The sequence below is a fragment of the Proteus hauseri genome (assembly GCF_004116975.1).
GTDB classification, from domain to species: Bacteria; Pseudomonadota; Gammaproteobacteria; order Enterobacterales; family Enterobacteriaceae; genus Proteus; species Proteus hauseri.
In genome coordinates this window covers 2,691,663-2,708,574 of sequence record NZ_CP026364.1, presented here as the reverse complement: position 1 = coordinate 2,708,574, position 16,912 = coordinate 2,691,663, and the positions used below count along the sequence as shown (strand labels likewise).

At 37.7% G+C, this 16,912-nt stretch carries 18 protein-coding genes and 2 tRNA genes; 4 read left to right on the top strand and 16 right to left on the bottom strand.

Going from position 1 to position 16,912, the window contains the following annotated elements; genetic code table 11:
• Positions 1–73 precede the first annotated feature (73 nt).
• Both modF and gpmA read left to right on the top strand, forming a co-directional pair.
• Positions 74–1,540, top strand: a complete 1,467-nt coding sequence (modF, locus tag PH4a_RS12315) for a molybdate ABC transporter ATP-binding protein ModF (protein ID WP_129040085.1) — start codon at positions 74–76, stop codon at positions 1,538–1,540.
• A 401-nt stretch (positions 1,541–1,941) separates the two neighbouring features.
• Entirely contained in the window at positions 1,942–2,694 is a 753-nt protein-coding gene (gpmA, locus tag PH4a_RS12310) for a 2,3-diphosphoglycerate-dependent phosphoglycerate mutase (RefSeq protein WP_064719368.1), read from the top strand.
• A 382-nt stretch (positions 2,695–3,076) separates the two neighbouring features.
• Here the strand turns inward: gpmA and aroG are convergent, their stop codons facing one another.
• A complete protein-coding gene (gene aroG, locus PH4a_RS12305; RefSeq protein WP_064719367.1) occupies positions 3,077–4,129 on the bottom strand; it encodes a 3-deoxy-7-phosphoheptulonate synthase AroG in 1,053 nt (350 codons plus the stop codon).
• 245 nt (positions 4,130–4,374) lie between these two features.
• Positions 4,375–5,100, bottom strand: coding sequence for a nicotinamide riboside transporter PnuC (pnuC, locus tag PH4a_RS12300; protein WP_129040083.1), 726 nt, complete (start codon positions 5,098–5,100; stop codon positions 4,375–4,377).
• Positions 5,101–5,353: 253 nt separating this feature from the next.
• Between pnuC and PH4a_RS12295 the strand changes: the two genes are divergently transcribed.
• Positions 5,354–6,250 (top strand): aminoglycoside 6-adenylyltransferase, encoded by an 897-nt coding sequence (locus tag PH4a_RS12295; protein WP_129040082.1) that lies wholly within the window; start codon positions 5,354–5,356, stop codon positions 6,248–6,250.
• A gap of 187 nt (positions 6,251–6,437) precedes the next feature.
• Here the strand turns inward: PH4a_RS12295 and PH4a_RS12290 are convergent.
• The 11 genes from PH4a_RS12290 to PH4a_RS12240 all read right to left on the bottom strand — a co-directional run bounded on the left by PH4a_RS12290 (position 6,438) and on the right by PH4a_RS12240 (position 14,246).
• Positions 6,438–6,513, bottom strand: a tRNA-Lys gene (locus tag PH4a_RS12290).
• Positions 6,514–6,543: 30 nt separating this feature from the next.
• Positions 6,544–6,619: transfer RNA gene (locus PH4a_RS12285), tRNA-Lys, on the bottom strand.
• A gap of 152 nt (positions 6,620–6,771) precedes the next feature.
• Entirely contained in the window at positions 6,772–7,548 is a 777-nt protein-coding gene (cpoB, locus tag PH4a_RS12280; protein WP_129040080.1) for a cell division protein CpoB, read from the bottom strand.
• A gap of 9 nt (positions 7,549–7,557) precedes the next feature.
• Complete coding sequence (pal, locus tag PH4a_RS12275) at positions 7,558–8,052, bottom strand: peptidoglycan-associated lipoprotein Pal (protein ID WP_129040077.1); 495 nt, start codon at positions 8,050–8,052, stop codon at positions 7,558–7,560.
• A gap of 54 nt (positions 8,053–8,106) precedes the next feature.
• Complete coding sequence (gene tolB / locus PH4a_RS12270; protein ID WP_064719363.1) at positions 8,107–9,402, bottom strand: Tol-Pal system beta propeller repeat protein TolB; 1,296 nt, start codon at positions 9,400–9,402, stop codon at positions 8,107–8,109.
• A gap of 142 nt (positions 9,403–9,544) precedes the next feature.
• The gene (gene tolA / locus PH4a_RS12265) at positions 9,545–10,612 is read right to left on the bottom strand and encodes a cell envelope integrity protein TolA (RefSeq protein WP_129040075.1); all 1,068 of its coding nucleotides are present in this window, start codon (positions 10,610–10,612) and stop codon (positions 9,545–9,547) included.
• A gap of 28 nt (positions 10,613–10,640) precedes the next feature.
• Complete coding sequence (gene tolR, locus PH4a_RS12260) at positions 10,641–11,066, bottom strand: colicin uptake protein TolR (protein WP_064719361.1); 426 nt, start codon at positions 11,064–11,066, stop codon at positions 10,641–10,643.
• A 22-nt stretch (positions 11,067–11,088) separates the two neighbouring features.
• Positions 11,089–11,775: a Tol-Pal system protein TolQ gene (gene tolQ / locus PH4a_RS12255; RefSeq protein WP_064719360.1), complete on the bottom strand. Its 687-nt coding sequence runs from the start codon at positions 11,773–11,775 to the stop codon at positions 11,089–11,091.
• On the bottom strand, positions 11,775–12,170 hold the full coding sequence (gene ybgC, locus PH4a_RS12250; protein ID WP_129040073.1) for a tol-pal system-associated acyl-CoA thioesterase: 396 nt from the start codon (positions 12,168–12,170) through the stop codon (positions 11,775–11,777). The genes tolQ and ybgC overlap by 1 nt, the downstream gene beginning before the upstream one ends.
• A 308-nt stretch (positions 12,171–12,478) precedes the next feature.
• Positions 12,479–12,886: a DUF4440 domain-containing protein gene (locus tag PH4a_RS12245; RefSeq protein ID WP_129040071.1), complete on the bottom strand. Its 408-nt coding sequence runs from the start codon at positions 12,884–12,886 to the stop codon at positions 12,479–12,481.
• Positions 12,876–14,246 (bottom strand): MFS transporter, encoded by a 1,371-nt coding sequence (locus PH4a_RS12240; protein WP_129040069.1) that lies wholly within the window; start codon positions 14,244–14,246, stop codon positions 12,876–12,878. Before PH4a_RS12240 ends, PH4a_RS12245 begins: the two co-directional genes overlap by 11 nt.
• 89 nt (positions 14,247–14,335) lie before the next feature.
• Here PH4a_RS12240 and PH4a_RS12235 point away from each other — a divergent pair, with 89 nt between their 5' ends.
• The gene (locus PH4a_RS12235; protein WP_129040067.1) at positions 14,336–15,223 is read left to right on the top strand and encodes a LysR family transcriptional regulator; all 888 of its coding nucleotides are present in this window, start codon (positions 14,336–14,338) and stop codon (positions 15,221–15,223) included.
• 113 nt (positions 15,224–15,336) lie between these two features.
• On the opposite strand, the gene ybgE is transcribed toward PH4a_RS12235, so the two are convergent.
• The 3 genes from ybgE to cydB are packed head-to-tail and all read right to left on the bottom strand — an operon-like array spanning position 15,337 to position 16,904.
• Complete coding sequence (ybgE, locus tag PH4a_RS12230; RefSeq protein WP_064719355.1) at positions 15,337–15,621, bottom strand: cyd operon protein YbgE; 285 nt, start codon at positions 15,619–15,621, stop codon at positions 15,337–15,339.
• On the bottom strand, positions 15,621–15,734 hold the full coding sequence (gene cydX, locus PH4a_RS12225) for a cytochrome bd-I oxidase subunit CydX (RefSeq protein ID WP_064719354.1): 114 nt from the start codon (positions 15,732–15,734) through the stop codon (positions 15,621–15,623). The genes ybgE and cydX overlap by 1 nt, the downstream gene beginning before the upstream one ends.
• A gap of 12 nt (positions 15,735–15,746) precedes the next feature.
• Positions 15,747–16,904: a cytochrome d ubiquinol oxidase subunit II gene (gene cydB, locus PH4a_RS12220; protein ID WP_064719353.1), complete on the bottom strand. Its 1,158-nt coding sequence runs from the start codon at positions 16,902–16,904 to the stop codon at positions 15,747–15,749.
• Positions 16,905–16,912: the final 8 nt, after the last annotated feature.

Sequence of the window (16,912 nt, the reverse complement as noted above, 5' to 3'; positions counted from 1 at the left end):
CCATATTGACAAGCTTTTCTTAACCCTATATTGGTAGATAATTAACTGGCGCTAAAGACCAAGGAAAATAATAATGAAGCACTTGCAACTTAAACAAACACAATTTCGCTTAAGTGACACACGTTGCTTACAAATTGAAAGCTTAGCCATCAACGAAGGTGAAAGTTGGGCATTTATCGGTAGTAATGGCAGTGGAAAAACGGTTCTTGCTAATACTTTATGCCAAGAAGGTATTTTATTATCTGGTAAATTAATTAACACCTTTACTCGCCCTATCAGTCTTTCGTTTGAAAAATTGCAAAAAATAATCGAAGACGAATGGCGACGTAACAATACAGATTTACTCAGTGAGGATGAAGATGATACGGGATTAACCGTTGCACAGGTTGTTCAAATGCATATTAAAGATGATGAATGCTGTTTATTATTAGCAAAACAATTTGGTATCGAGCATTTATTGTCTAGACGTTTTAAATATCTTTCTACTGGTGAATCACGCAAAGTATTGCTTATTCAACTTTTGATGGATAAACCTGATTTATTAATTTTAGATGAACCTTTTGATGGTTTAGATGTAGATTCTCGCCATGTTTTAAACGAGTTATTAACCTTATTACATCAAAAAAATCTAACTATAGTGCTTATTTTAAATCGTTTTAATGATATCCCTGATTTTATTCAATATGCAGGCCTATTAATTGATTGTAAATTAATCATTCAAGGAGAAAAACAGCAGATCCTTTCAGATTCGATTATTAGGCAATTATCTCACAGTGAGACGCTTAAAAATCTCACGCTACCAGAACAAGATCCTTCTGATGCTATTCCTATATTATCCCCGACTCTTTCTCCCATTATTCTTAATGACGGGGTAGTAAGTTATAATGATAAACCCGTTCTTCATCACTTAAGCTGGGAAGTTAAACCGCAACAACATTGGCAAATTTTAGGCCCTAATGGTGCAGGTAAATCTACGTTATTAAGCTTAATAACAGGCGACCATCCCCAAGGTTATAGTAATGATTTGACTTTATTTGGTCGTAAACGAGGAAGCGGTGAAACCATTTGGGAAATAAAACGGCACATAGGTTATGTCAGTAATGCCCTGCATCAAAGCTATCGTGTTTCTTCTAATGTAAAAAATGTCATTATTTCAGGCTTTCATGACTCGATAGGTGTTTATCAAGCAGTGACGGATAAACAGCTTAAACTTGCTGATGAATGGCTTGCATTGATTGGTTTAACCGCACAAGCAAATAATCCATTTCATTCTCTTTCATGGGGTCAGCAACGCTTAGTATTGATTGTACGGGCTTTAGTAAAGCATCCAACATTGCTTATTCTTGATGAGCCTTTACAAGGATTAGATACGACTAATCGCCTATTAGTACAACGTTTTATCGATATCATGATCAGTCACAGTAATACTCAGCTTTTATTTGTTAGTCATCACCAAGAAGATGCACCACAGTGTATTACTCATCGACTTAGTTTTATTAAAGATGGTGAAATTTATCGTTATCAGCAAGAAATTTGTTAAATACTGATTTTTACTGTCATAATTGGGGCAATGATTCTAGTATTTACGTGTAAACTTAGATTCTAATTTAGCTTTAGCTTTTTATTAAAAATTCGGTAATTTTTTGCTTATTATTTAATCTACACAAGCAGCGAATTTACAATTTTTACTGGCGTCATTTTCGCCTATTTTTTATACAAGATGGATATTTTGTTTTTTTACGCCGAACCAGCTAGATTAATAGCTTGATCGATTAAGCAAAAGGTGTGACAACTGTGCAATAATTCATCGAACGAACGCTATTTTTGACTTAATACCCTTTGTTTTGTTAGTTATGTTTGGCGTTCTTGTCGATGATCCATATAATGATTGTAAGCTGATTTTAAACTTATATTAAGAAAGTAATTATAGGAGTCTAAACTATGGCAGTAACTAAGCTTGTGCTAGTTCGACACGGTGAAAGTGTATGGAACAAAGAAAACCGTTTTACAGGCTGGACTGACGTTGAGTTGTCCGAAAAAGGCCGTAATGAAGCGCAAGAAGCAGGTAAACTGCTGAAAGCCGAAGGTTTTGTTTTTGACTACGCATATACTTCTGTGCTGAAACGCGCAATTCACACTCTGTGGAATATTCTTGATCAACTTGATCAACAATGGCTGCCAGTTGAAAAATGCTGGAAACTGAACGAACGTCATTACGGTGCGTTACAAGGTTTAAACAAAGCTGAAACCGCTGAAAAATATGGTGATGAGCAAGTTAAACAATGGCGTCGTGGTTTTGCAATCACTCCACCAGAATTAACTAAAGATGACGAACGTTTCCCAGGTAAAGATCCACGTTATGCATCTTTAACTGCGGCTGAATTACCAGTAACAGAAAGCCTAGCACTGACTATCGACCGTGTTACTCCATACTGGGAAGAAGTTATCAAACCACGTGTGGCATCTGGCGAAAAAGTTATTATTGCTGCTCACGGTAACTCACTGCGTGCTCTAGTTAAATATCTAGATAACATGGGTGAAGATGAAATTCTTGAGCTGAATATCCCAACAGCTGTACCTTTAGTTTACGAATTTGATGAAAATATGAAACCAATCAAACGTTACTACTTAGGTAATGCTGACGAAATCGCAGCAAAAGCAGCCGCTGTTGCTAACCAAGGTAAAGCAAAATAATTTTGCCTTAAATCTATTTATTTAGGTTTATATGATAAATACCGCTAAAAATAATAGCGGTATTTTTTTATTAATTTTTTATATTTCACTTTATTATTCTTTAATTATAATAACTTTAAATATACAACTATAAAATAAACAATCCAATCTTACCATTTCAATAAAGCCATTATTATTTTCAATTCTCTCTAGGTAATATTTATTTTCCGAAAACAAGAAAATAAAATGATATTAATAAAACGATAAGATTAAGCTGAACATTATACTGTTTAAATTTAATTTATTAAAAATATACGATTAATATTTTATTTATAGTATATAAAAAAATACCGTTGAATTAATTATCAACGGTATTAGATTTTAATTTTAAAGCTAATATAAGTTAGCCACGACGCGCTACAACCGCATCTGCTAATTGACGTAACAGCGTTTCAGTATCATCCCAACCAATACAAGCATCAGTAACGCTTTTGCCATACACTAAAGGCTCACCACTTTCTAAAGACTGACTACCTTCAACTAAATGGCTCTCAATCATCACACCAATCAGTGATTTTTCGCCACCACTAATTTGTTGGCAAATATCTGCGCCCACTTCCATTTGTTTTTTAAATTGCTTACAGCTATTAGCGTGACTGAAATCCACCATAACATTTTGTGGTAAGCCCGCTTTTTTCAGCCCTTCTTTTACAGCTGCAACGTGTTCTGCACTATAATTAGGCTCTTTACCACCACGTAAAATAATATGGCAATCCCCATTACCTGCAGTGCGAACTATTGCAGAATGCCCCCATTTGGTCACAGAAAGAAAACAATGTGGTGAGCCAGCAGCATTAATTGCATCTATTGCAACTTTAATGGTGCCATCAGTTCCGTTTTTAAAACCAACGGGGCAAGATAATCCGGAAGATAACTCACGGTGAACTTGAGACTCTGTAGTTCGTGCGCCTATCGCGCCCCAACTCATTAGATCGGCAACGTATTGTGGCGTTATCATATCCAAAAACTCACCCGCAGTAGGTAAGCCACTATCATTAATGGTCAGCAAAAGATCACGTGCGATACGTAAACCTTCATTGATATCAAAAGTGCTGTCCATATGAGGATCATTAATTAACCCTTTCCAGCCAACCGTTGTACGTGGTTTTTCAAAGTAAACACGCATTACTATTTCAAGTTTATCTTTTAGCTCTTCTCTGATTAGACTTAAGCGCTGAGCGTACTCTAAGGCAGCTTTAGGATCATGAATAGAACAAGGTCCAATCACCACTAACAGACGATCATCTTTTCCAGCTAAAATCTGATGAATAGCTTCACGGGCATGACGAACTGTAAAAGCGGCATTATCTGTTGCTGGAAATTTTTCCAATAGTGCAACTGGCGGCAAAAGTTCGTTGATTTGTGTTATTTTAAGGTCATCATTTTGATAATTCATTCCCGTGTATCCACTCTATGTTGTTTAATTGATGTTATTATGCTTTCTCAATCTAACCATTCGTTTTCTATCTGTAAACACTCTTTCTAGCTAAAGCCGCAATAATCTATTCATCAAAAAGATAAGCCAAGCGGCAATAGCGCATTTAAGCAAAATAATGATTTGAAATTTCATAAAAAACAAGAATAAAAGCAATGAAGGGTAAGGCTGGATAGAAATATAACTCTACCAGCCTTTTTTTATTTTTAGAGGTAATTATTTCTGTTAGTACGTTTTGCGGCTTTGACCCACAAACGAGAACCGTTAATCGCAATTGCCAGCAAAATAATGTATTCAATTGACATAGCGTAGACACCCTGTTTATAGAATATCACTATGCTAATCACATTAATCACTGACCAAATTAGCCAATTTTCAACCAGCTTACGAGTCATTAAGATCATCGCCATAATAGAAAGTACTGTCATGGTAGAATCCCAGAACGGATAAGCATCAGGCTCTAGCACCGGTGCTGGTAAGCCGGCACCAAAGGTATTGAGAATGTTAACAGCGATAACCGCAAGATAACCAAATACCGTATCAATATGCAGCGTTAATGCAGCTATTGCAGCTATTGAAACAATAATTAAAAAAATACGATGGCTCGATTTAAGCCAACGAATTTTTAGTTCTGCTTGCTGAAAATCATTAACGCGGCTCCATGCATACCATCCATAGATATTGGCAGCAAAGAAGAAAATTTGAAGTAATAAACTGGCATATAATTGGATTTGAAAGAAAATAATGGCAAATAAAGTGACATTAATTAATCCAAAAAGGTAATTAATGATTTTTTCCTGACTGGCAAGCCAAATACATAATAATCCAGCAATTGTTCCCACGGCTTCGATCCAAGAGAGAGCATATCCCTCTTTACCTAATGGGATATTGACTAAAATATTGTTGATACTAAACCAACCTATAACATCCATTTTACAACCCCGTCTAAATAATAGAATAAACAAATAAAATATGGGTTATTGCGATATCGTTGCAAAGTAGTGAAGATATATTATAAATTCATATTTATAATAGTGATGCGTTTCCAATACTGAACATATTCTTATAAATTTACAATAAAAACAAATAAATGTTTTACATACTAAACAAATTATTCTGACCAAATATTGAACGACAATACAATAATAAATAACTTTAATTCAGTCTTAATTACTAGAGAGAAATATGGAGCCAACAACACGCTTAATAGACAACATACTGTCTTTTGCTTTGCTCGACCCAAGAATTGAAGCCGTAGTATTAACCGGTTCATTGGGGCGTAACAAAAAAATCGATAGCTATTCTGACATTGATATAGAACTTATTGGCCACGGCGCCACTGAACTTGCGACAAATCAGCATTGGCTCAACCAATTTGGCGAAGCACTTGTTAATCTCCTGCTGGAATGTGAAGATCCTAAAGGCAAATCATGGCCGATATACTTACACGTTTTAGCTCAAGGCCGAAAAATGGATATTATGATGGCTGAACCTCTGCGTATATCTGATATGAAAATAGAAGGTCTTAGCCCAGTTTACCAGCGAGGCTATCAAGTTTTACTAGATAAAACGGGTTTATGTGATGAGCTTCCTGAAATTAGCACCATAACGCCACCTACGCTTACAAAAGAACAAGCCAATGCTAATGCTCAAGAATTTTGGTTTGAAGCGACACAGGTCGCTGTAGCTATTTTGCGTCATGAACTTTGGCCCGCTGAAAATCACATGGGAGACATGCGAGCTTGGCTAATCAGTTTACTTGAACAAGTTGCCCTGCAATCCTCAACTCAAGATGTATGGTATCAAGGAAAAAATCTAAGAGAATGGCTACCTAAGTTTTACTCATTACGTGCATTAGAAAATACTTTAGCTATGAGCACCCCTTATGAAGCTGCTGCTGCCTTATCGATTATCATGGCATTTTTTGCTGACGCTTCGCAGAGATTTAACTTATCTATTGATACCGCAATAAAAACCCAAGAACTTATTAGTAATTGGTTTATCGATAATGAATTTTTGACTGAAAACGAATATAAGCAAATTACATCCGCCATTATTTGCCATCACAAATTGCCGCTATAAGTTACAACAATTAATTTAAATTAGATTGAAATAGCTTTTTCTATTTTGGGAAAGCTATTTTTTAATACTGAAATTGTGATGGTAAGCGTAGAGAAATAGATAGAGGAGTAATTTAGTAGCTATTACGATCTTGTTTAATTGGGAGATTTTTTTGAGAGATTAGATTTAGAAAAATAATAATTTGAAATGGTGGGTCGTGGGCGATTCGAACGCCCGACCAATTGATTAAAAGTCAACTGCTCTACCGACTGAGCTAACGACCCATTTCAATACAACTGAAAGGGACTCGAAAATGGTGGGTCGTGGGAGATTCGAACTCCCGACCAATTGATTAAAAGTCAACTGCTCTACCGACTGAGCTAACGACCCTTTTTCGAGCGCACCACATTCTGTGGCAACGGCGGCTAATAATACTGATTTAATGTTTTTGTGCAATGTTTTTTTTAAAAAAAACATTCAACCGCTGAAAAAACAATCATTTAACCCCGAAAATGCACTTTAATGCATTACGGGGTCAATAATTAAAGTGTTCCTAGCTGCTTCTGAGCTAATTTAGCTCCAGCGCTATTTGGATATTGCTTCACTACTTGTTGATAAATAGCTTTAGCATTATCCTTCTGCCCTTTCTCTTGCATAATCAGGCCAATTTTATAAAAGGCCTCACTTGCTTTTTGAGATTTTGGATAATTTTTAACAACGATAGCAAAAGTGCTTGCTGCCTGATCCTTATTACCTTTCAGGTAATACATCTGCCCCAACCAAAAATGTGCATTTGATTGATAACTAGACTTCGGATAATTATTGATAAAGTTGTTTAATTCAACAATTGCTTTATCGTAATCTTTTGAATTCAATACGATATCTATTGCTGCATTATAATCTGCTTTTTCATCCCCTGTTGAACCACTAGTTGCAGTTGCAGGTGTTGAAGAAGCGCTATTATCAGGTTGAGTTGTCTCTGTTGGCGCAGTTGCACCAGAAGTACCACCACCAAGGCTATCTAATTGTTGATAGATATTGCGTTGGCGTTCTACAACTTGATTTAGTTGATATTGGTTTTCCTGAATTTGTCCCCGCAACATATCAATATCACGCTGAGAATCGGCGAGTTGTTGCTGTAATTGGGTCAAAAGCTGGCTGTGAGCATTAGAAAAACGCTCAAGTTGGGTGAGTCGTTCATCGGTCGAACCAGAACCGATATTACTGATTGGCGCTTGGGCAATAGCGGCTACAGGAGCCGCTACGCCAACCAGTAACAACAGACTCATCAAGAAAGGTCTGAAGTTACTGTTGTTCATGCCGTTCTCTTAGTAATCCAGTACTGCACGACGGTTTTTCGCGTAAGCGGCTTCGTCATGACCCAGTACTGCTGGTTTTTCTTTACCGTAAGAAACGATTTTCAGTTGATCAGCAGAAACGCCTTTACCTTGCAGATACATTTTCACTGCGTTTGCACGACGTTCGCCCAGAGCGATGTTGTATTCTGGAGTACCACGTTCGTCAGCATGACCTTCTACAGTGATAAGTACTGATGGATTTGAACGCAGGAATGCTGCGTGCGCATCTAACAGGTTAGCGTAATCTGAGCTAATGTCATATTTGTCAAAACCAAAGTAAACGATGTTTTGTTGTTTCAGTTGTTCTAATTGCTGACGCGCTAATTCTTCAGCAGTAGGACCTTGCTCAACAACTGGTACATTGTTAGTATCTGTTTGATCTTCGTTTTTGTTTGAGCTACATGCTGCAACAGCAACGAGTGGTAATGCTAACATCAACCCTTTAAATACTTTGTTTAATTGCATCTCTATTTGTTCCTTTATTTGTTTGCCATACATAATTCACATAATTCTTATGCATCACATAAACGGAGACCAGGCAGGTGATTTTACCTGTCCATCAGTCGCCGGAAGACGCGCTTTGAAACGTCCATCAGTCGATACTAACTGCAAAATAGTGCCTAACCCTTGAGTAGAGCTATAAATCACCATGGTGCCGTTAGGCGCGATGCTTGGCGTTTCATCCAGAAACGTATCCGTCAGATATTCTACTGCGTTCGTTTCCAGATCCTGCTTCGCGATATGTTGCCTACCACTTGCAGAACTCACCATAACTAAGAAACTACCATCTGGGCTTACAGCAGGATTTTGATTCTGTTTTCCTTCCCAAGTAAGACGTTCAGGTGTTCCACCGTTAATATTCACTTTATAAATCTGAGGATTACCACCTTGGTCTGAAGTATAGACTAAGGTTTGTCCATCTGGCATCCAAGCGGGTTCAGTATTGTTACTTCTGCCATTAGTTACTTGGGTCATACTGCCGCTGGCTAAATCCATAATATATAAATTTAAACTTCCGCTTTTTGACAGTGCAAAAGCCAATTTAGAGCCATCTGGTGAAAATGCAGGTGCCCCATTATGTCTTGGGAAAGACGCAATTTGGCGGATTTCACCGGTTGCTAATGTTTGTACCACTAATGCAGATTGGCCGCTTTCGAAGGTTACATAAGCCAGTTTAGCACCATCAGGTGACCATGCGGGTGACATTAATGGCTGAGATGAACGATAAACGCGATCTTGATTAAATCCATCATAATCAGAAACACGCAGTTCATAAGGGTATGCCCCACCATTTGTCACAACAACATAAGCAATACGTGTGCGGAATGCGCCACGAATACCTGTTAATTTTTCAAAAACTTCATCACTAGCTGTATGAGCTGAGTAACGTAGCCATTTTGCAGGGATTTTATATTCACCTTGTGATAATACCGCACCTGGTGAACCCGCAACGTCAACTAACTGATAGCTCACTAAATACTGACCATCAGCAGAAGGTTGAACACGGCCAACAACAACTGAGTCGATACCTAAATTTGTCCAAAGCGCAGGTTGAACTTCTGATGCGGTAACCGGTTGCTGAGGCATACGTGAGACATCAATAGGGTTAAATTTTCCACTATTGCGTAAATCAGCTGCAATAATACCAGCAATATTTTCTGGCATTTGACCCGTGCCTTCCCATTTAAAAGGGACAACACCGATAGGGCGAGCAGTATTCACCCCTTGTGTAATTTCAATTCGGACTTCAGCGTTAGCGAATGCTGTAACGCATAAGATAAAAAGTCCAAAAATAACATTTAATGCCTGCTTCATCATGTCTCCCTTTTATTATTGCGGTTATTACGCAATAACGCACAGAATAGTAACAAACGCTTCTCAACAACACCATACAACGCATCAATAACATTCTAAAATAGCTATAAATTCGTGTATGTTTTCCTACTATCAGAGTGTTTTATGGCTTAAACTCAATTACTGGTGATTTAACCTCTTCGTAAATATCTTTTGGTGGTTTAGGTAGTTTAGCTGTATTGGCTGCTCGCAATGCCACTTGACATAAAGCAGGATCACCACCAACCGCTTTTGCACTTATCAATAAACCATCAGGTGCAATACTCACTTTTAGTTCACACGTTTTACCTTTATATAACTCAGGATCAATAAACTTTTGTTGAATAGCACTTTGTACCTGCCCTTTATAACGGTCGATACCTTCACCGTTTGCGCCAGTACGATTGCTGCCACCTTGCCCCATTGCTGAAGCACCAGATTGTTTATTATTTCCGTCAGAGACTAAACCATCAAGTAAACTATCAACTGTTTTACTTTGCTGAGCTGCGGCGGCTTTTGCCTTTGCATCTGCAGCCGCTTTCGCTTTGGCTTCTGCGGCAGCTTTTGCTTTAGCATCAGCTTCCGCTTTTGCTTTGGCATCGGCTTCTGCTTTCGCTTTGGCATCGGCTTGCGCTTTTGCTTTAGCTTCATCTGCTTTTTGCTTAGCTAATTCTGCTTGTTTCTTTGCTTCAGCTTCTGCTTTCGCTTTGGCATCGGCTTGTTCTTTTAAGATACGATCTCGCTCTGTTTTTGCCTGCGCTGCGGCTTCTTCTGCAACTTTTTGTTCTTCTTTCGCTTTTGCTGCAGCGGCTGCGGATTCACGACGTTGAGTCTCTGCGGCTTCTTTAGCTTGTAGACGTTCAACTTCTAATGTTTTTAAGCGCTCTTGCTCTTTTTGCTGCTGTTGACGCAACTCATCTTCTTGTTGCTCCGCACGCTCTTTACGTTCTTGCTCTGCTTTTTGGACGCTGGCTTGTTGTGTTTTTTGCTGGTTATACTGTTGTACCACCGCATTAGGATCGACCATAATAGCATCAACAACCTGCCCGCCTTCTCCACCACCGCCACCTAAATCCCATTTCTGAGTCAGTGAACCCCAGATAAGTAATGCGACAGCAAGCAAATGCAAGACGGTAGACAAGATAACTGAACCGCTCAGTTTACTTCGGATTGGTTTCGTCTTCTTTCCCACGCTATTATCCAAACTTATTTCAACCTATTTATATAGGTTGAGTCATTAAACCAACAGATTTAACACCTGCTTGACGTAACATATTGAGCACTTTAATTATCTCATCATAAGGAACATCTTTAGCACCGCCAATAAGAAAGACTACTTTCGGATTTTTTTCCAATTGTAGCTTTGCTTCAGCCATAATCTGTTCTTGCGGTAACAATTCCAAAATTTCTTGGTTTACACGGATATTGTACTTATCTATCCCTGCAACTTCGACAATCACAGGCGGATTATCCGCTGTGGAAACTGTTTGTGTATCAGTTGCTTCAGGAAGATCAACTTCTACACTCTGCGAGATAATTGGTGCTGTTGCCATAAAAATCAACAAAAGCACAAGTAACACATCAAGCAAAGGAACAATGTTTATTTCTGATTTTATGCCTCGCCGGCTACTGCGACCCCGTGCCATCAGCCTTCTCCTTTTGCGTTAATTATTTCTTTTCTGCGGAGACAAAAGCTTGGCGATGTAAAATCGTCAGAAACTCTTCCATAAAGTTATCGTAACTTTGTTCCAGTTTATTTACACGCTGCGTAAACCGGTTATAAGCCATAACTGCGGGGATCGCCGCAAATAAACCGATAGCTGTTGCAATTAATGCTTCAGCAATACCGGGTGCGACCATTTGTAATGTTGCTTGTTTTACACTGCCCAAAGCGATAAAGGCATGCATAATCCCCCAGACAGTACCAAACAGACCTATATATGGGCTGATTGAGCCAACAGTGCCTAAAAATGGGATATGAGTTTCAAGTGATTCTAATTCACGATTAAAAGAAACCCGCATTGCTCTTGCTGCACCATTAACAACCGCATCTGGCGCATGAACGCTTGCTTGATGCAAACGTGCGAATTCTTTAAATCCTGAATGGAATATTTGTTCAGAGCCGGATAATTCATCGCGTCTTGCTTGGCTTTCTTTATATAAACGAGCCAAATCTGTACCTGACCAGAATTTATCTTCAAAATCGACAGCTTCACGATCTGCCGCATTCAGGACTTTAGTCCGTTGAATGATAATCGCCCAAGATGCAATAGAAAATCCGATTAAAAGCAACATGATCAACTTAACTAAAAGTCCCGCTTTTAGGAAGAGATCGATAACATTCATGTCAGCCACTACTTAAACTCCGCGATAATGGACTTAGGAAGCGCAACCGGCTTCATTTTGGATGAATCTACGCAGACAACTAAAACCTCTGCGCTACATAATACAGAACCATTTTGATTAATAAGCTTTTGAGAAAATGTCATTGATGCACCACGTAATGTGGTAATTTCACTTTCTACTTGCAGAAGCTCATCTAACCTTGCTGGCGCAATATAATCGATGGATAATTTACGCACAACAAACACAACATGATCATACTCCCGTAAATCATGCTGATGAAAACCTTTTTCTCTGAGTAGTTCTGTTCGGGCGCGTTCAAAATATTTAAGATAACTGGCGTGATAAACAACACCACCGGCATCAGTATCTTCATAATAAACACGAACAGGCCAAAGAAACTGCATAATACCTTCCTTACATTTCCAGAGTTAAGTCCATAAATAATTAAGCTATAGGTTTCTTAACTATACTTAAGAGGTGCCTCTAAGGGAATCATAGTAACGTAAAGAATAGAAAACACAGTTTTCAGCCGCCAATCATAAACTCTTCTTTGCAACACGCAATATGCTTTATGCTCTGAATAGAAAAAATATTTTTATTAGTACAACATAAAAATGCTTGCTAATTAGCAATTAGTAGACTGCCTCAATTATTAATATTATTTTTAATGGAATAAAAAACCAGCAATCAAGCTGGTTTTTATATAAATCAATCAATTATTAGTAATTGGTGTCTCATGGAGATAGTACCACTGCCAATCATCATTTTGAGAATTGCGTCTCAATAACACCATTGACTGACGCATAAGAATTTTCTTATTTTCATAGTGAGTTTCTCGATATCTGACCGCTGCCAAACAATCTGACTGATAAATTATTTTATACTCGTCCGTTTCTATTTTCAGACTGCTTCTTTTACCTGCATTTTGTTTAAACAAAGAGATAACCTCATTATAAGAAACTACCTTTCCACTTAAGCCCACCATCGAAAAATCAGCTGATAAATAGGTTTTAATACTATCTAATGCCTCAGTTGATAAAGTCGATAAAGTAAAAATAGTTTCAATTGCATCATGAAGTGTTTTTATACTTTTTATTATTGCATCATTATTAATATTCATTATGTATTTCCTGAGAAGTTTTTTGTTTTTTTAACGTTAATAATAACGTTATTGGTAATATTCCAATTAAAGCACAGCCTATAAAAGTCATACTGTAAGCGGTTTGAGGTATATTAAATAAAGAAAGCGTATTAAATAACATTGCGACAACAGTTGCCCCAATACTGAAAACAACTTGGCGATTGATATTCCAAATAACACTTGCTTGTACTAATTCTTGGGAAACAAAATCATACAGTGCTGTTGTTTGTGCAGTATTTGCACCTATCCCACCACCAATTCCCATAATTAAATAAGCCACAATAAGCAATGTAATATCATTAGGATCACTGACCAAAGCTAATAAGGCAATACCTGTACTATGTAATAACAACGCTATAATAAATAAGTATTTCATGCCTAATTTATTATAAAGTGCACCACTTATTATCATGGCTGTAAACGCACCTATGGCATATAACAGCATAAAAATACCAGTTCCTTGTCCGCTAAAACCTAAATGCTGCTGTAAATAAAAAATCGCTAAAATATTTACACCAGTAAAAACGCCAGGAATACAGTAATAAACAAAAATGGAGAGAGACAGTTTTCGGTTTTTTAATAATTTTAAATTAATAACCGATGATGAATAACCTTTGTAATGAAAGTAATAAAACACAAAAAATAGAATGGCTAAACTTAAAGCAAATAATGCTAATAACGGTGAATGGTATTCACCATAAGAAGAAAGCGCTAATAACCCAGAAACAATCATTAAGCTGATTAAAATAACACCTTTAATATCAGGTACACTCTTCCCTTGTGGTCGTGGTTCTTTGACCCATAAAAAAGCCAGAAACGCGGTAAATAAAGAAAAAGGAATATTACTATAAAATACCCAACGCCAAGATACTACATCAACAATTAGTCCCCCTAAAGTTGGTGAGATCGCAGGTGCAATAAGCGCAACAGCCATAATCAATGTTGAGATTTTACTTCTTTCATGACCTTGAAAATATTGAAAAGTCAGTGCTTGCCCAATAGGTATTAATAACCCGCCACTCACACCTTGAATAAAACGCCAAAATATAAGTTCGCCAAAGTGATGAGAATATCCCACCAGTGCAACAGACAAACTAAAAAATAGCATCGATGTCACCATTAGCGCTCGAATACCAAAGCGTTGAGACAACCAATGGCTTAATGGAATAATAAGTGTTAAGCCTAGAATATAGCTATTTGATACCCAAGTGACAGAAACAATTGAAACCTGCATATCTTCTGCAATTGCAGGAAGTGCTATAGCTGACATAAAAATATTTATACAGTCAATAAAAAAGCCAAGCAGGAAAATAAGTGCAATACGATAACGATAAGTCATAGAAATCCTCCGCACATAGAATACGAAAGATTGACGAATAGCGTCTATCTGACAAAATAGAACTTATTGTTTAATCAGAGTAAACAATCATGCAAAACCAAATAGATCGGATCCGCTCTTTTATTGCTGTTGTTGATACGGGATCTTTTACTCAAGCCGCTAAATATTTACGCCTAAGTAAATCAATGGTAAGTATTCATGTCAAAGCGTTGGAAACAGAGTTAGATGTTTCTTTGCTTAATCGTAATACACGACGATTTACGCTTACAGAAACAGGTGAAATGCTTTATCAAGATTTTCGCCAAGTTTTACTTCAATTAGAGCAAACATTAGATAAAGCACGGCTTGGAGCACAAGAACTACAAGGTTCATTACGATTAAGTTCAACTGCTGAATTTGGTGAGCATTATATTCTGCCATTGCTCAATCAATTTATGCAGTCACATCCACGGCTAAAAGTTCAGTATCTATTTAATTCATCTATTGATGATTTAATAAACCATAAACTGGATTTAGCTATTCGCCTTGGCACATTAAAAGACAGTAATTATCGTTCTACAAAATTGGCCGATTACGCAATAAATCTTGTTATTTCCCCTGATTTATTGCAGAAATTCCCAGTAGAAACGATCTCAGACTTAAGTACTCTTCCCTATTTAGCAAACAGTAACTTACGTCAAACTAAACTTTCAGATTCACCCGCGTTCAATACGTTACTGTCACAACGACATCAAGAAGCTTTATTTGAAACCAGCACCATTGCTGCATTAAAAAAAATGGCGCTTGCTCATTCTGGCATGACTATTTTGCCTCAATGGTTTATCCATCAAGAATTATCAGAAGGTAAGTTAGTGGTGTTATTTCCAGAACTGTCGTTATTAACACAATCCGTTAATATTATTTTTCCTTATAGTGAACATATTCCAAGGAAAACACGACTATTTATAGATTATCTAAAAGAGAATATCCAATTATAAAAATTTAGGATAAACAATAAAATAAAGGAAATTAGAAAAAAATAAAAAGAGAATAAAAAATGAAAAATACCTTATTTCTTTTTCATTTAATGATAAGAAATAAGGCATTTCTATTAATTAAAGAAATAATACAGCCCTATAATAAGAATAATAATAGCTGGGATTGGATGTAGCAAACATTTAGCAACAACATGTTTAGGACGAAATGCAACGCCAAATGTCGCACCTGCACACACCGCCCAAATTAATAATATTCCTTGCCATATAGACAACGAGCTTGTATTTGCAGCAAAGCGGTTAGGATCCCACATTACGCAAAATGCCATACCCAGAGCCATGATTAAAACAAGAGCCCGAATAGGGCCCTTGTTTAGTAGTTGGTAGCTTTTATCCAACATTATTCTTCACTTTCTGAAGTTTTTTTAGCTTCAGCGTGCTCGTAAGCCAGTCCTGCGATAACCGCAATACTACAAGCGAAGAGTGTGCCGAGAAGCCATGTAAAATACCACATACTCTATGCTCCTTAGTAAAGACTATGATTATTGCCTTCGATAAATTTCTTATCCAGGCGACCATGCATTTTCCAGTAACACCAAATAGTGTACAGCAGAACCAGTGGTACAAAGATAGCCGCAACAACAGTCATTACCTGAAGAGTAAACAGGCTAGATGTTGCATCCCACATAGTTAAACTCACATCAGGGAAAGTGCTTGAAGGCATCACAAATGGGAACATAGTCACGCCACAAGTTAAGATAACACAAGCAATAGTCAGTGAAGTGAACAGGAATGCCCAACCACCTTTATTTGCTTTAGTTGCAACAATCGCGAGTAAAGGAGACAGCAGGCCTAATGCAGGCAGCGCCCATAATACCGGGTAATTGTTGTAGTTTGTCATCCAAGCACCCGCTTCATGAGAAACAGTTTTCAGCAATGGAGATGATGGACCAGCTGTATCAATAGCACTAGTAATAATAAAACCATCAATACCATAGATTAACCACACACCCGCTAATGCGAATGCAACGAAAGTGATTAATGAGGTAATGTAAGTTGCTTTACGAGTACGTTCGTGCAGCTCACCTGTAGTACGCATCTGAAGATAACTTGCACCATGTGCAATAATCATCATTAAGCTAATTACACCCGCTAATAAACCATATGGGTTTAATAAACCTAACAGGTTAATGATAGCGTTAGTTGTACCGTTATAGGATACACGTTGCATACTATCAACTTCTAATGGAACACCTTGCAGCAGGTTACCAAAAGCAACACCGATAACTAATGGTGGAACGAAGCTACCAATAAAGATGCCCCAATCCCACATACCACGCCATTTTGGTGATTCCAGTTTAGAACGGTAGTCAAAACCGACTGGGCGGAAGAATAACGCCGCCAGTACGAGGATCATACCGAAATAGAAACCAGAGAATGCCGCAGCATAAACCATTGGCCATGCAGCAAATAATGCACCACCCGCGGTGATTAACCATACTTGGTTACCATCCCAGTGAGGTGCTACTGAGTTAATTAAAATACGGCGTTCAGTGTCATCTTTTGCAATAACTCGCAATAATACACCTACACCCATATCAAAACCGTCGGTGACAGCAAAGCCAATCAGTAAGATACCAATCAGTAGCCACCAGACAAACCGCAAAACTTCATAATCAAACATAGTGGACT

Excerpts from the sequence above, each read along its gene's own strand:
- modF (WP_129040085.1), top strand. The coding sequence starts at position 74 with ATGAAGCACTTGCAACTTAAACAAACACAATTTCGCTTAAGTGACACA.
- gpmA (WP_064719368.1), top strand. The coding sequence starts at position 1,942 with ATGGCAGTAACTAAGCTTGTGCTAGTTCGACACGGTGAAAGTGTATGG.
- aroG (WP_064719367.1), bottom strand. The coding sequence starts at position 4,129 with ATGAATTATCAAAATGATGACCTTAAAATAACACAAATCAACGAACTT.
- pnuC (WP_129040083.1), bottom strand. The coding sequence starts at position 5,100 with ATGGATGTTATAGGTTGGTTTAGTATCAACAATATTTTAGTCAATATC.
- PH4a_RS12295 (WP_129040082.1), top strand. The coding sequence starts at position 5,354 with ATGGAGCCAACAACACGCTTAATAGACAACATACTGTCTTTTGCTTTG.
- cpoB (WP_129040080.1), bottom strand. The coding sequence starts at position 7,548 with ATGAACAACAGTAACTTCAGACCTTTCTTGATGAGTCTGTTGTTACTG.
- pal (WP_129040077.1), bottom strand. The coding sequence starts at position 8,052 with ATGCAATTAAACAAAGTATTTAAAGGGTTGATGTTAGCATTACCACTC.
- tolB (WP_064719363.1), bottom strand. The coding sequence starts at position 9,402 with ATGAAGCAGGCATTAAATGTTATTTTTGGACTTTTTATCTTATGCGTT.
- tolR (WP_064719361.1), bottom strand. The coding sequence starts at position 11,066 with ATGGCACGGGGTCGCAGTAGCCGGCGAGGCATAAAATCAGAAATAAAC.
- ybgC (WP_129040073.1), bottom strand. The coding sequence starts at position 12,170 with ATGCAGTTTCTTTGGCCTGTTCGTGTTTATTATGAAGATACTGATGCC.
- PH4a_RS12245 (WP_129040071.1), bottom strand. The coding sequence starts at position 12,886 with ATGAATATTAATAATGATGCAATAATAAAAAGTATAAAAACACTTCAT.
- PH4a_RS12240 (WP_129040069.1), bottom strand. The coding sequence starts at position 14,246 with ATGACTTATCGTTATCGTATTGCACTTATTTTCCTGCTTGGCTTTTTT.
- PH4a_RS12235 (WP_129040067.1), top strand. The coding sequence starts at position 14,336 with ATGCAAAACCAAATAGATCGGATCCGCTCTTTTATTGCTGTTGTTGAT.
- ybgE (WP_064719355.1), bottom strand. The coding sequence starts at position 15,621 with ATGTTGGATAAAAGCTACCAACTACTAAACAAGGGCCCTATTCGGGCT.
- cydX (WP_064719354.1), bottom strand. The coding sequence starts at position 15,734 with ATGTGGTATTTTACATGGCTTCTCGGCACACTCTTCGCTTGTAGTATT.
- cydB (WP_064719353.1), bottom strand. The coding sequence starts at position 16,904 with ATGTTTGATTATGAAGTTTTGCGGTTTGTCTGGTGGCTACTGATTGGT.